The 14,112-nt window shown below is 68.3% G+C and carries 9 protein-coding genes and 2 pseudogenes; 9 read left to right on the top strand and 2 right to left on the bottom strand.

Features of this window, described 5'->3' with window-relative positions:
- Positions 1-2: 2 nt before the first annotated feature.
- Positions 3-248: pseudogene (locus WS70_RS33950) on the bottom strand (hypothetical protein).
- Between WS70_RS33950 and WS70_RS27605 the strand changes: the two are divergent.
- The 7 genes and pseudogenes from WS70_RS27605 (at position 247) to WS70_RS27565 (ending at position 9,224) form a co-directional block, all read left to right on the top strand.
- Positions 247-798: a GNAT family N-acetyltransferase gene (locus tag WS70_RS27605; RefSeq protein WP_059472869.1), complete on the top strand. Its 552-nt coding sequence runs from the start codon at positions 247-249 to the stop codon at positions 796-798. The pseudogene WS70_RS33950 and the gene WS70_RS27605 sit on opposite strands and share 2 nt — an antisense overlap.
- A 95-nt stretch (positions 799-893) precedes the next feature.
- Positions 894-1,841, top strand: coding sequence for an ABC transporter substrate-binding protein (locus WS70_RS27600; protein WP_059472870.1), 948 nt, complete (start codon positions 894-896; stop codon positions 1,839-1,841).
- 238 nt (positions 1,842-2,079) lie between these two features.
- Complete coding sequence (locus WS70_RS27595) at positions 2,080-3,081, top strand: LLM class flavin-dependent oxidoreductase (protein WP_059598275.1); 1,002 nt, start codon at positions 2,080-2,082, stop codon at positions 3,079-3,081.
- A 64-nt stretch (positions 3,082-3,145) separates the two neighbouring features.
- Positions 3,146-4,468 carry an LLM class flavin-dependent oxidoreductase gene (locus WS70_RS27590; RefSeq protein ID WP_059472872.1) on the top strand — a complete coding sequence of 441 codons (1,323 nt, stop codon included), beginning with the start codon at positions 3,146-3,148 and terminating at the stop codon, positions 4,466-4,468.
- Between the two features lie 106 nt (positions 4,469-4,574).
- Positions 4,575-6,650: an amino acid ABC transporter permease/ATP-binding protein gene (locus WS70_RS33535; RefSeq protein WP_082716371.1), complete on the top strand. Its 2,076-nt coding sequence runs from the start codon at positions 4,575-4,577 to the stop codon at positions 6,648-6,650.
- 373 nt (positions 6,651-7,023) lie between these two features.
- Entirely contained in the window at positions 7,024-7,962 is a 939-nt protein-coding gene (locus tag WS70_RS27575) for an ABC transporter substrate-binding protein (RefSeq protein ID WP_059472873.1), read from the top strand.
- 481 nt (positions 7,963-8,443) lie between these two features.
- A pseudogene (locus WS70_RS27565) lies at positions 8,444-9,224 on the top strand (YdcF family protein).
- 28 nt (positions 9,225-9,252) lie between these two features.
- Here WS70_RS27565 and WS70_RS33290 read toward each other — a convergent pair.
- Positions 9,253-10,101 (bottom strand): enterotoxin A family protein, encoded by an 849-nt coding sequence (locus WS70_RS33290; protein ID WP_226382978.1) that lies wholly within the window; start codon positions 10,099-10,101, stop codon positions 9,253-9,255.
- Here WS70_RS33290 and WS70_RS32225 point away from each other — a divergent pair.
- The gene (locus tag WS70_RS32225) at positions 10,025-10,345 is read left to right on the top strand and encodes a DUF4170 domain-containing protein (protein WP_162498988.1); all 321 of its coding nucleotides are present in this window, start codon (positions 10,025-10,027) and stop codon (positions 10,343-10,345) included. The genes WS70_RS33290 and WS70_RS32225 overlap by 77 nt on opposite strands.
- Before the next feature lie 693 nt (positions 10,346-11,038).
- Positions 11,039-14,110, top strand: coding sequence for a formate dehydrogenase-N subunit alpha (gene fdnG / locus WS70_RS27545; RefSeq protein ID WP_082722158.1), 3,072 nt, complete (start codon positions 11,039-11,041; stop codon positions 14,108-14,110).
- The last annotated feature ends 2 nt before the right edge of the window (positions 14,111-14,112 follow it).

The following is a 14,112-nucleotide window of genomic DNA, read 5'->3' as shown; positions in this document are numbered from 1 at the left end:
TGCTACACCGCCGTCGATATCGATATCGAAATTGCTTGGTTAGTCTTTGCGAGTCGAAACGCTAATGTGACGTGCATGGCAGCGCGATGGCATCGCGACGGGCGTGCGCCGAACGAAGCAGGCGCACATCGAACGCGACGCGGCCGCGCCGCCCACATTCCGTAGAACGAACGGGCGCGCCGCGGCGGCGAGCCGGCGTATCGGCGCATCGTCCGCGCGTGACCGTTCGCCTCCGACGACATCGCCATGACCGACAGCATTATCGACACCGCGCCGCACGACGCGCGCGCGAAGCCTCTGATCGACGCGCTGGTCGACGAATACGCGACGCGCTATCACGCGTACCGGCCCGACAGCCGCGCGTCGGCGGAAGCGGAGCTCGCGCGCTATTCGGCCGAGCTGTTCACGCCGCCCGAAGGCGCGTTCATCCTGCTGATCCGCGACGGCGAGACGATCGGCGGCGGGGCCTTCAAGCGATACGACGCGCAAACGGCGGAGCTCAAGCGGATCTGGACGCGCGCCGATTTGCGACGCCAGGGGCTCGCGCGGCGCGTGGTCCGCGAACTCGAGCTGCGCGCCGCGCGGCAGGGTTATCGGCGCGTCTATCTGACGACGGGATTCCGGCAGCCGGAAGCGTGGGCGCTGTATCTCGACGCCGGCTATGCCGCGCTATTCGATCGCGACGTCGATCCGGAGATCTACGTGCATTTGCCGTTCGGCAAGGATCTGATCGGGCCCGCCCGCGTCGGCACGCTCGACGACCTGCGCGCGCCCGTGCCGGCCGCGCCGGTCGAATGACGCGAGGCGCGGCGGGCGGCGCGCACGTGGCGCGCGTCCCGGCCCGCGCTTCGCATCGAAAACGACGAGACATTCGCAACGCACAGGAATCGCCGATGAAATCGCAATACACGAAATCGATCGCCGGATGGGCCGCACGCGCGGTCGTCGCGGCCGTGTTGGCTGGCGTCGGCGCGGCGGCGTCGGCCGTCACGTTCGACCTGAGCCCCGAGCAGCCCGGACGCGTGCGCGGCGCGCGCGACGAAGCAGTGGTCCGCGCGCTGCCCGCGCGCTTCAAGTTCGCGGAGCCGGACACGCTGACCGTCGGCATCGCGCCGAGCCAGCCGCCGATCAGTTCGTATGCAACCGACGCGCGCACGGTCGTCGGCTTCGACGCCGATCTCGCGCAACTATTGTCCGACAGCCTCGGCCGCAAGCTGAAGATCGTCGCGCTCGCGTGGGCGGACTGGCCGCTCGCGCTCGAATCGGGCCGCGTCGACGCGGTGCTGTCGAACGTGACCGTGACTGAGGAACGCAAGGCGAAGTTCGATTTCTCGACGTATCGCAAGGATCAGGTCGGCTTCTACGTGAAGTCCGACAGCAAGATCGCGTCGATCCGGGAACCGAAGGACGTCGCGGGCCTGCGCGTGATCACCGACGCCGGCACCAATCAGGAAAAGATCCTGCTCGAATGGGACCGCGGGAACGTCGCGCGCGGGCTCAAGGCCGTCACTGTCCAGTATTACGACGATCACGCGGTCAAGAGCGTCGCGCTGCAGTCGGGCCGCGCCGACGCGATCTTCAGCGTGAACGCGGTGCTCGCCTACCAGGCCGCGCAGCAGCACCGGACCAAACTCGTCGGCGCGGTGAGCGGCGGCTGGCCGCGCACCGCGGACATCGCGGTCACGACGCGCAAGGGCAGCGGTCTCGCGGCGCCGTTCACGATCGCAATCAACGACTTCATCAAGAACGGCGCTTACCGGCGCGTGCTCGATCGCTGGAGTCTCGGCTCCGAGGCGATCGACGTATCGCGGACCAATCCGCCGGGCTTGCCGAAGACTTGACGCGTGGCATCGGCGCGCCGGCCGGTCTTCGCGATCGGTGCGTCGCGTCGCAGCCCGCGTGTAGCCGCTCATAGCCGCGTATAGCCGCTGGAACCGCTGCATGAAGCCGATTGATGAAGCCAACGTGTAGCGCCGCTCAATAACGTGATAGCGCCGGGCAGGCGCGCGGCGCCTCCGCACCGCTTTGCCGCATCGCCCGGCTCTTTCCGATTTCCCGTAGCCTGCATTCGCATCCGCCATGTCATATTCGTTATCGCTGCTGGACAAGAGCCCGATCGCCGAAGGCGCGACGGCGGCCGACGCGCTGCGTTTCACGGTCACGCTCGCGCGGCGCGCCGAGGCGCTCGGCTATCGCCGCTTCTGGATCGCCGAGCATCACGGCGCGCCGGGGCTCGCGAGCTCCGCGCCCGAGATCGTCATATCGCACGTGCTCGCGCATACGTCGCGGATTCGCGTCGGGTCCGGCGGCGTGATGCTCCAGCACTACAGCCCGTTCAAGGTCGCCGAGACGTTCAAGCTGCTCGCGTCGCTCGCGCCGGGGCGCGTCGATCTCGGCGTCGGCAAGGCGCCGGGCGGCCTGCCGCTGACGACGCGCGCGCTGCAGTCGCTGCACGACAGGCCGCGCAAGCCCGCGTTCGCCGACCAGCTCGCCGAGCTCGACGCGTTCCTGAACTGGGGCGTCGCCGAGGATCATCCGCTCGCCGGCGCGGTCGCGCTGCCGGTGCCGCCCGAGGCGCCCGAGCGCGTGCTGCTCGGCGGCTCGCCGGAGAGCGCCGCGCTCGCGGCCCGGTTCGGCTGGCAGTTCTGCTATGCCGGACACTTCAACGGCGACGAGGCGAACGTCGAGCGCTCGCTCGACGCGTATCGCCGCGCGGCCGGGCGCGCGCCGCTCCTCGCGCTGTACGCGGTCGCGGCGCCGACGAAAGGGGAAGCCGAGCGGCTGATCGGCGCGCTGCGGATCTTCAAGCTGAAGCTCGCGGGCGGCCAGAGCGTCAATCTCGGCAGCGCGCAGGCGGCGGCCGAGTTCGCGCGCCAGAGCGGCGCGACCGACTACCGGATCGACGAGCTGCGCCCGCACGTGATCGCCGGCGCGCCGGACGACGTGCATCGCGAGCTCGACGCGCTCGCGCGCCGCTACGGCGTCGGCGAGTTCGTCGTCGATTCGCCGGTCACGCATTATCCGGCGCGGCTCGCGTCGGTCGAGCTGCTCGCGCGCGAGCAGCAGTCCATGCAGACCTGAGCCGCCGGGACGGCGCGCCGCGGCGGCGCGCTGTCGTGCGATTCCAACGACACCCACCTTCGCCATGACCCAGTCCACGATCCCCTTCGGCATCATGCTGCAAGGCGCCGGCAGCCACATGAACGCGTGGCGGCATCCGAGCAACCCGCCGGACGCGAGCGTCAACCTCGATTTCATGCTGAGCGTCGCGCGCAAGGCGGAGGCGAACGGCATCGCGTTCGCGTTCGTCGCCGACGGCCTCTACGTCAACGAGAAATCGATCCCGCACTTCCTGAACCGTTTCGAGCCGATCTCGCTCTTGTCCGCGCTCGCGACTGCGACGTCGAAGATCGGCCTCGCCGGCACTGTGTCGACGTCGTACAGCGAGCCGTTCACGGTCGCGCGGCAGTTCGCGTCGCTCGATCTGCTGAGCGGCGGCCGAGCCGGCTGGAACGTCGTGACGACGCCGCTCGAAGGCACCGCGAAGAATTACGGGACGAAGCATCCGGACCACGCGCTGCGCTACGAGATCGCCGACGAATATCTGAGCGTCGCGCAGGGCCTCTGGGATAGCTGGGACGACGATGCCTTCGTGCGCGATCGCGCGAGCGGCCGCTTCTTCGATCGCGACAAACTGCATGCGCTCGATCACGCGGGCCCGTTCTTCCAGGTCGCCGGGCCGCTCAACATCCAGCGTTCGCCGCAGGGGCAGCCGGTGATCTTCCAGGCGGGCTCGTCGGACGCGGGGATCGCGCTCGCGGGCAAGTATGCGGACGCGGTGTTCACGCACGCGCCGTCGCTCGACGAGACGCGCGCGTTCACACAGCGCGTGAAGGACAGCGCGCTCGCGCACGGCCGCCGCGCCGGCGACGTGAAGATCTTCCCCGGCATCGGTCCGATCGTCGGGCGCACGGCCGCCGAGGCGGAGGACAAGTACCGCGCGATCCGCGATCTGCTGACGATCGACGACGCGCTCGCGTACCTCGGCCGCTACTTCGATCACCACGACTTCACGCGGTATCCGCTCGACGCGCCGTTCCCGGAGCTCGGCGACATCGGCCGCAACAGCTTCCGCTCGACGACCGACCGCATCAAGGCCGACGCGCGCGCGAAAGGGCTCACGCTGCGCGAGACGGCGCTTGCCGTCGCGACGCCGCGCCCGCAGTTCATCGGCGCGGCGCAAGACATCGCCGACGCGCTGATCCGCTGGATCGACGCGGGCGCGGGCGACGGCTTCATCCTCGGCTTCGCGGTGCAGGCGCAGGGGCTCGACGATTTCGTCGAGCTCGTGATTCCGGCGCTCGAGGCGCGCGGCCGCTACCGGCGCACGCTCGACGGCAGCACGCTGCGCGAGCACCTCGGCCTGCCGCGCAAGGAAAGCCGCCACGCGGCGGCCGAGGTCGCATGACGGCGCCGGGTGCCGTCGCAAAACGCGCCGCGCATGCCGTGTCGCGCGTGGGCGCGGCGTCGGGCAACCGCGCGGCGCGCCATCGATCCAGCAAGGAAACACGACCATGAGCGACATCACTCACGCCGTCGGCGGCGCGCTGCCGACGCCAGGCATTCCCGCGGCGCGCGGCGACGCGCCGCGTTTTCGGATCGTGCCGGCCCGCTATCGCGCGCGGACGGCCGGCACCGTGCTCGCCGCCGCGCTGGTCGCGCTCGTGCTGAATTCGGTGCTCGGCAATCCGCAGTGGGGCTGGCCGGTATTCGCCGAGTGGTTCCTGTCGGAGCCGGTGCTGTCAGGGCTCGCGCGCACGCTGCTGCTGACCGCGCTCGGCGCGCTGTTCGGCTTCGCGCTCGGCGTGCCGCTCGCGCTCGCGCGCGTGTCCCGCTCGCCGCTCGTCGCCGCGTGCGCGTGGGCGTTCATCTGGCTGTTCCGCTCGATTCCGCTCGTCGTGCTGCTGCTGATTCTCAACAATCTCGGCTATCTGTACGAACACGTGTGGCTCGGCGTGCCGTTCACCGGCGTCACGTTCGCCGAGGTCGCGACGACCGATCTGATCAGCCCGTTCTGCGCGGCCGTGCTCGGCCTCACGCTCAACCACGCGGCGTTCGCGGCCGAAGGAATTCGCGGCGGCATCCTGTCGGTCGACGCGGGGCAGCTCGAGGCGGCCGCCGCGCTCGGCCTGCCGCGTGCGCGGCAGGCGACGCGCATCGTGCTGCCGCAGGCGATGCGCGCGTTTCTGCCCGTCGCGTTCAACGATCTGATCTCGCTCGCGAAGGGGACGTCGATGGTGTACGTGCTCGCGATGCCGGAGCTGTTCTATACGGTGCAGGTGATCTATCGGCGCAATCTCGAGGTGATTCCGCTGCTGATGGTCGCGACCGTCTGGTATCTGATCATCCTGACCGTGCTGTCGATCGTTCAGGCGCAGGTCGAGCGGCGCTACGCGCGCGGCGCGGTGCGCAATCCGGCGCGGTCGCCGCTTGCGGCGATCGTCGGCAAGTTGACCGATGCACTGCCGGCGCGGCGCGGGTGCGTCGAGCGTGCGACGGCGCGGGCGGGCGGCGCGGACGCGGCGAGCGAGGCGAGCAGGACGAGGCGCGGCGCGGGGGACGAGCCGCGCGCGGCGGGCGATGCGTCGGCTTCCGGCGCGGGATTCGCGCGGGTGTCGCGGGTGTCGGCCGGACTGGCGGGCGCAGCACGCGCGACGGGCGCGGCGACGCTTGGCGCACCCGGTGGTTCGGATGTCTCCACCGTGCCCGGCAGCGCCGCATCGCCTGAGTCGTCTGCGTCGGCTGTTTCGGACGTGTTCGCCGCATCGGGCGCATCCGCCGACGCGAGATCGCCGGTCGCCGCCGCGCGCCCGTCGGCGAGCGAGCGCCGCGGCGGCGAGGTCGCCGTCCAGCGCGTGTCGAAGAGCTTCGGCCAGCACAAGGTGCTCGACGACGTGTCGTTCGTCGCGCGGGCGGGCAGCGTCACCGTGATCCTCGGCCAGTCCGGCTCCGGCAAATCGACGCTGCTGCGCACGATCAACCATCTCGAGCGCGTCGACGGCGGCTTCATCGACATCGACGGCGAACTGATCGGCTACCGCCGCGACGGCGACACGCTGTACGAACTGAAGGAGAAGGACGTGCTGCGCCGCCGCGTCGACGTCGGCATGGTGTTCCAGAATTTCAATCTGTTCCCGCATCTGACCGTGCTCGAAAACATCGTCGAGGCGCCTGTCGCGTCGGGCCGCGCGACGCGCGCCGAAGCGCAGCGCGTCGCGCGCGAGCTGCTCGCGCGGGTCGGCCTCGCGGCGAAGGCCGACGCGTATCCGCGCCAACTGTCGGGCGGCCAGCAGCAGCGCGTCGCGATCGCGCGGGCGCTCGCGCTGAAGCCGAAGGTGCTGCTGTTCGACGAGCCGACGTCCGCGCTCGATCCGGAGCTCGTCAACGAGGTGCTCGACGTGATCAAGGAACTCGCGCGCTCGGGGACGACACTCGTCATCGTCACGCACGAGATCGGCTTCGCGCGCGAGGTAGCGGACACGATCCTGTTCATGGAGCACGGCCGGATCATCGAAGCGGGGCCGCCCGCGCAAGTGCTCGGCGCGCCCGCGCATCCGCGCACGCGCGCGTTCCTGTCGAAGGTGCTGTGATGGCGGCGCGGCGAGAGACGGGCATGCGGCTCGGCGGCCGTGGCGGTTGCGGAGGCGGCCGTCGCGACGACGCTGGACGAAGCGGATACGGCGGATACGGCGGATACGGCGGATACGGCGGATACGGCGGATACGGCGGATACGGCGGATACGGCGGATACGGCGGATACGGCGGATACGGCGGATACGGCGGATACAGCGGATACAGCGGATACAGCGGATACAGCGGATACGGCAGACACGACGGACACGACGGCATCGCGTACGGAGGCGGCGGTGGCCGCGCGCACGTCGACAAGCGCCGGCGGTCCGCGCAATCGAGTGTGCTTGCCTCGTGTCGCGCCGTTTTATCGGAGCCGGAGGCGTCGACGCCATGATCGACAGACGCACTTTCGTCGGCGGCGCCGCGGCGCTCGCAGCCGCCTTCGCAGCAACGCCGCTCGGCGCGCGCGCCGCCGGCGTCGCGGTCGATCTCGATCCGCGCCAGGCGGGCCGCGTGCGCGCGGTGCGCGATCCGGCCGCCGCCGACGCGGCGCGCCGCTGCCGCTGGGTCGACGATGGCGCGTTCATCGTCGCGATCGCGCCGCATGCGCCGCCCGTCGCGACCTACGCGTCCGACGCGCGCACGGTCGTCGGCGCGGATCCCGACTATGCGCAACTGATCGCCGACGCGCTCGGCCGGCGGCTCGCGCTGTTGCCCGTCGCATGGGCCGACTGGCCGCTCGGGCTGAGCTCCGGCAAGTACGACGCGGTGATCTCGAACGTCGGCGTCACCGAGAAGCGGAAGGAGAAGTTCGACTTCACGACGTACCGGCTCGGCCTGCACGGCTTCTACGTGAGGACCGCGAGCCCGATCGCGCGGATCGCCGAGCCGAAGGACATCGCGGGCCTGCGGATCATCACCGCGTCGGGCACGAGCCAGGAGCGCATCCTGCTCGAATGGAACCGTCGCAATGTCGCGCAGGGCCTCAAGCCGGTCGATGTGCTGTATTTCGACGACGACGGCGCATCACGCGTCGCGCTGCTGTCCGGGCGCGCGGATGCCGAACTGAATCCGAACGCGACGCTCGCGTACCAGGCGGCGCGCGACGGCAGGATCCGCAGCGTCGGCAGCGTGAACGCCGGCTGGCCCGTCAAGGCCGACGTCGCGATCGCGACGCGCAAGGGCAGCGGCCTTGCCGATGCGCTGACGCTCGCGACCAACGATCTGATCCGCAGCGGCAAGTATCGGCAGGCGCTCGCGCGATGGGGGCTGCTGTCGGAGGCGGTCGGCAAATCGGAGACGAATCCGCCGGGGTTGCCGTCGTTTTGAGCGGCGATGGCGCGTGCGTTTTCGGAGGCGGCAGGTGGGCGGCATGCGGTTCGACCGAGCCGTGCCGCGATGCGTCTTGATGCATCGCTTCAGGCGTGTCGGGACGTTCGTGTGAAAATCTATGCCGGCCCCGGCCCCGGCCCCGGCCCCGGCCCCGGCCCCGGCCCCGGCCCCGGCCCCGGCCCCGGCCCCGGCCCCGGCCCCGGCCCCGGCCCCGGCTTCGACCTCGACCTCGACCTCGACCTCGACACCGCTACGGCGGTCGATACCGACATCGCCGCAGGCTCCATCCGCCCGGCGCTTTCGCCGTCTCCGGCCCAGCCGAACACATGCTGGCCTCGAAGCCCCGCCCGTCGCGTAATCTCCAGCCTCGTTGTCGTTCGACCGCCGCCATGCACCGATCCGCCCGCCCCGCAGCACGAACCGCTCCACCGGTCCGCCCACGCCCGCTCGCAACCGCCGATGCGCCGGCGGCCGTCGCATGACGCTCGCGCTGCTGACCGCCGTGGCGTCGTCGCCGCGCTGCTTTGGATCGCCAAGCGGCGGCACACGAGTCGAGCGACGTTCACCGCATCCGCCTTCCTGTTCTTCGCGATCGGCTGCGGCCCCGTGCCCGCCTGGCTGCTGCGCGATCTGCAGGCGCCGTATGCGGCGCGGCCGGCGGTCGAATGGGGCGAGCGCAACGCGATCGTCATGCCGGGGCTCGGCACCGAGAAGATCGCCGCGACGGGCGCGGTCGAGCCCGGCACGTTCTCCTATTCGCGGATCGTCGAGGCGGCGAGCCTCTACCGCGGCTGCCGAAAGGCGCGCGCGAACGCCGACTGCAAGATCGTCGCGAGCGGCGGCGACGCGCGTCTCAACAGCGTACCGGAAGCGACCGTCCATCGCGATGCGCTGATCGGACTCGGCATCGACGCGGCCGATGTGCTGTCCGAGACGCGCAGCATGAACACGTCGCGGAACGCGCAATTCACGCGCGTCGTCCTGGCTGGCTATCGCGCGGACCGCGTGCTGCTCGTGACGTCGGGCGTCCAATTGCGGCGCAGCGTGCTGTATTTCGCGCATTTCGGCGTCGCGGCGATTCCCGTGCGCGCCGAGTACCTGCAAGCGACACTGTTCCCGCTGCCGCTTGCATACAATTTCTGGGTCGCCGATCTCGCGCTGCATGAATATCCCGCCATCGATATCCCGGCATCGCGCGCTACCGGCTATACGACGCGCTCGGCTGGAACCAGGCGGGAACGCAGCCGGACGACGCGTGAGGCGCCGCCCGCGCCGTCACGCCGCGCGTCACTTCGGATAAGCGGGCGTGAACGTCAGCTTGATCGAGTCGATCAACAGGTCGTTGTCGCGCTGATCGGCCGTTTCGCGCCACCTCTGCGTTTCCCCCGTATGCGTCGCATTCCGGAAATCGACCGGCTCGACGACGCTCGCCCCGCCCGGAACATTGCTGTTCCTGAGCACGACGCCGCCGTGCGCCTCGCAGTATTCGGGCACCGCGATCGCCAGGTCGGAGCCCGATGGCCGCGTCACGCTCGTCGCGACGGTTTGCGACGTGCAGCGGCGGTCGGTCGTCGACGTCGGGCCGACGTCGGCCGTCGATGACCAGCCGTGGTTGTTCGCCCGGTTGTCCGGATCGTAGCCGATGAAATTCGGATCGTAGCCGGCGTAACCGGCGCCGCGTCCGGCGACGTTATCCCAGACGCGCACCTGCGTCGCGCCGCCTTGCGGAATGTTGTTGACGAAATTGACGCGATACTCGGTCGCCCGGACGATCTGGCGCGGATCGATCGAATGAATCGCCGCCCACTCCTGCTGTCCCGCATATCGCTGCAAATCCGACGTCAATTGATCGGGCAGGTAGATCATGTTTCCGGTCGCGCGGATTTCGTAGACGAATGCGCGGCACGTGAACGTAGTTTGGCCGTCGCTGCTCGCGCCGCACGCCGACGCGAGTTCGAGCCGATTGCTGTTGGCGATTTGCGTCGCGATTTCGCGGCTCGCCGTCGTGCTCACGAATCCGGTATTTTCGAGATTCGCACCGCCGATCACATGATTCCGGATGTTGTATGAATTGCCGCGCGCGCCAAAGCCATATTGGAATATCTGGTCCGGCGTGCGGGTATCGGCGCGATACACGGCTTGCGGCAGCGGCCGCGACAGATTCAGGTCATCGTTCGCGATGACTATCCTGCCGTCCTTCACATCGGCGTACGCGGCCTGGAAAGTTGCCGCGCAAAGGGCGGCCGCCAATAACGAAGAAAGCGCATTCGTATGCAAAAATCCCATCATTACCTCCCAATCTGAATTGAATGGCGAATTGGCTAAAATGCCGATGTCGATTATATGGGACGAACCGGATTGGATAATCTCGAATAATTAAAATATGAATTTATTAAATATTCGAGTGGCTGATTCGTCGTGGGTAGGCGAATCGGTAGACAAGACTTCAATTGGCAAGACTTTCGTCCGGACCGGTTTCGCTCGGTCGTTCGCCCAGGAATCCGCTCAATATTTCGAACCGGATGCCGTAAACGCATCGGCGGCGACGCGCGGACGGGGCGTGCGCGTCATGCCGGCCGAACTCGTCGATGTGTTCGGCCCCGGCGCGGACGGTCGATGCCGATCGTCCGGCGTCCGGGTGGGCCGATCGCGCTGCGGCGGGCGTCAAGCCGGGCCGCCGACCGGCGCGGCGCTGTGCCGGTGCGCGCGAGCCTCGCGTGACACGCCGCGTTTTGGCGCAATCTGATAACCTTGCGCGCTGTAAGAAATGGTTTTCCCTTATTGGTGACGGTTCCGCTATCCGATCCTCTCGTGTTGTCATATAAAGGAAAGACGATAGACGACGCGGCCCGTCACCGCCGCGTCGCGGGCTCCCGCCGGACGCCGCGCCGGGGGGCGGCCGCGAAACCCGCAACCCAGCAACCCGGCAACCCAGCAACCCAGCAACCCAGCAACCCAGCAACCCAGCAACCCAGCAACCCAGCAACCCAGCAACCCAGCAACCCAGCAACCCGGCAACGCAACGACATCCAATCAATCTGTCCCCCTTCAATACAACCCGCCCGAGACCACCATGCTCCAACTGTCCCGGCGCCAGTTCCTGAAGCTGTCCGCGACGACGCTCGCCGGCTCGAGTCTAGCCCTGATGGGCTTCTCACCGGCCGAAGCGCTCGCCGAGGTCCGCCAATACAAGCTGGCGCGCACTGTCGAAACCCGCAACACCTGTCCCTATTGCTCGGTCGGTTGCGGCATCCTGATGTACAGCCTCGGCGACGGCGCGAAGAACGCCACGTCGAGCATCATCCACATCGAGGGCGACCCCGACCATCCGGTCAACCGCGGCACGCTGTGCCCGAAGGGCGCGAGCCTCGTCGACTTCATCCATAGCCCGAGCCGCCTGACGCAGCCCGAGTACCGCGCGGCCGGCTCCGACAAGTGGGAGCCGATCTCGTGGCGCGATGCGCTCGACCGGATCGCGAAGCTGATGAAGGCGGACCGCGACGCGAACTTCGTCGAGACGACGGACGACGGCATGAAGGTCAACCGCTGGCTGACGACGGGCATGCTGGCCGCGTCGGCGGGCAGCAACGAGGTCGGCTATCTGACGCACAAGACCGTGCGCAGCATGGGGATGCTCGCGTTCGACAACCAGGCGCGTGTCTGACATGGCCCGACGGTGGCAGGTCTTGCCCCGACGTTTGGCCGTGGAGCGATGACGAACCATTGGGTCGACATCAAGAACGCGGATGTGATTCTCGTGATGGGCGGCAACGCCGCCGAAGCACACCCGTGCGGCTTCAAATGGGTGACGGAAGCGAAGGCGCATCGCAATGCGCGCCTCGTCGTCGTCGATCCGCGCTTCACGCGCACCGCATCGGTCGCCGATTTCTACGCGCCGATTCGCACCGGTACGGATATCGCATTCCTCGGCGGGATCATCAATTACCTGCTGACGAACGACAAGATCCAGCACGAGTACGTCAAGCACTACACGGATTTCTCGTTCATCGTCCGCGAAGACTTCGCGTTCGACGACGGCATTTTTTCCGGCTACGACGCGGACAAGCACGCGTATCCGGACAAGTCGACGTGGGACTACGAACGCGGCGAAGACGGCTTCGTGAAGGTCGACGAAACGCTCGCACACCCGCGCTGCGTCTACAACCTGCTGAAGCAGCACTATTCGCGCTACACGCCGGAGATGGTCGAGAAGATCTGCGGCACGCCGAAGGACAAGTTCCTGAAGGTGTGCGAGATGCTCGCGACGACGGCCGTGCCCGGCCGCGCCGGCACGATCCTGTACGCGCTCGGCTGGACGCATCACTCGGTCGGCGCGCAGATGATCCGCACGGGCGCGATGGTGCAGCTGCTGCTCGGCAACATCGGCATCGCGGGCGGCGGGATGAATGCGCTGCGCGGCCACTCGAACATCCAGGGTCTCACCGACCTCGGGCTGATGTCGAACCTGCTGCCGGGCTACATGACGCTGCCGATGCAGGCCGAGCAGGACTTCGACGCGTACATCCGGAAACGCGCGCAGCAGCCGCTGCGGCCGAACCAGTTGAGCTACTGGAAGAACTACCGCGCGTTCCACGTGAGCTTCATGAAGGCGTGGTGGGGCGACGCGGTCGGCGCCGGGAACAACTGGGGCTACGACTATCTGCCGAAGCTCGACAAGCAGTACGACCTGCTGCAGACGATCGAGCTGATGCATGCAGGCAAGATGAACGGCTACATCTGCCAGGGCTTCAACCCGCTCGCGGCGGCGCCGTCGAAGGCGAAGACGTCCGAGGCGCTCGCGAAGCTGAAGTGGCTCGTGATCATGGATCCGCTTGCGACCGAGACGTCCGAGTTCTGGAAGAACCACGGCGAGTTCAACGACGTCGATGCGTCGAAGATCCAGACCGAAGTGTTCCGTCTGCCGACCTCGTGCTTCGCGGAGGAGCGCGGCTCGCTCGTCAATTCGGGCCGCGTGCTGCAGTGGCACTGGCAGGGCGCGGCGCCGCCGGGCCAGGCGAGGAGCGACCTCGAGATCATGTCGGGGCTGTTCCTGCGGATGCGCGAGATGTACCAGAAGGACGGCGGCAAGTATCCCGATCCGATCGTCAACCTGAGCTGGCCGTACGCGAATCCGGAAAGCCCGACGCCCGAAGAGCTCGCGATGGAGTTCAGCGGCCGCGCGCTCGCCGATCTGCCCGACCCGAAGGACCCGGCGAAGACGCTCGTGAAGAAGGGCGAGCAGCTCGCGGGCTTCGCGCAGCTGAAGGACGACGGCACGACCGCGAGCGGCTGCTGGATCTTCTGCGGCGCGTGGACGCAAGCGGGCAACCAGATGGCGCGGCGCGACAACTCGGATCCGACCGGCATCGGCCAGACGCTCGGCTGGGCGTGGGCGTGGCCGGCGAACCGGCGGATCCTGTACAACCGCGCATCGTGCGACGTGAACGGCAAGCCGTTCGACCCGACCCGCAAGCTGGTCGCGTGGAACGGCAGGGCGTGGACCGGTCCGGACATTCCGGACTACAAGGCCGACGAGCCGCCCGAGACCGGCATGGGCCCGTTCATCATGAACCCGGAAGGCGTCGCACGCTTCTTCGCGCGCGCCGGGATGAACGAAGGTCCGTTCCCCGAGCACTACGAGCCGTTCGAGACGCCGCTCGCCGCGAACCCGCTGCATCCGAACAACCCGCGGGCGCTGAACAACCCGGCCGCCCGCGTGTTCCCGGACGATCGGGCGGCGTTCGGCAAGGTCGACAAGTTCCCGCACGTCGCGACGACGTATCGTCTGACCGAGCACTTCCACTACTGGACCAAGCATGCGCGGCTGAACGCGATCATCCAGCCCCAGCAGTTCGTCGAAATCGGCGAGGATCTCGCGAAGGAAGTCGGCGTCGCGCACGGCGAGCTCGTGAAGGTGTCGTCGAACCGCGGGCACATCGTCGCGGTGGCGCTCGTCACGAAGCGGATCAAGCCGCTGATGGTCGACGGCAAGAAGGTGCAGACGGTCGGCATCCCGTTGCATTGGGGCTTCAAGGGGTTGACGAAGCCCGGCTATCTCGCGAATACCCTGACTCCGTCCGTGGGCGACGGCAACTCGTACACACCGGAATTCAAGTCGTTCCTGGTGAAGGTCGAAAAGGCGTAAGG

Source organism: Burkholderia mayonis (genome assembly GCF_001523745.2).
In the GTDB taxonomy this organism is placed as follows: domain Bacteria; phylum Pseudomonadota; class Gammaproteobacteria; order Burkholderiales; family Burkholderiaceae; genus Burkholderia; species Burkholderia mayonis.
The sequence above is the reverse complement of the archived record's forward strand: the minus strand, read 5'-3'. Positions and strand labels throughout refer to the sequence as shown.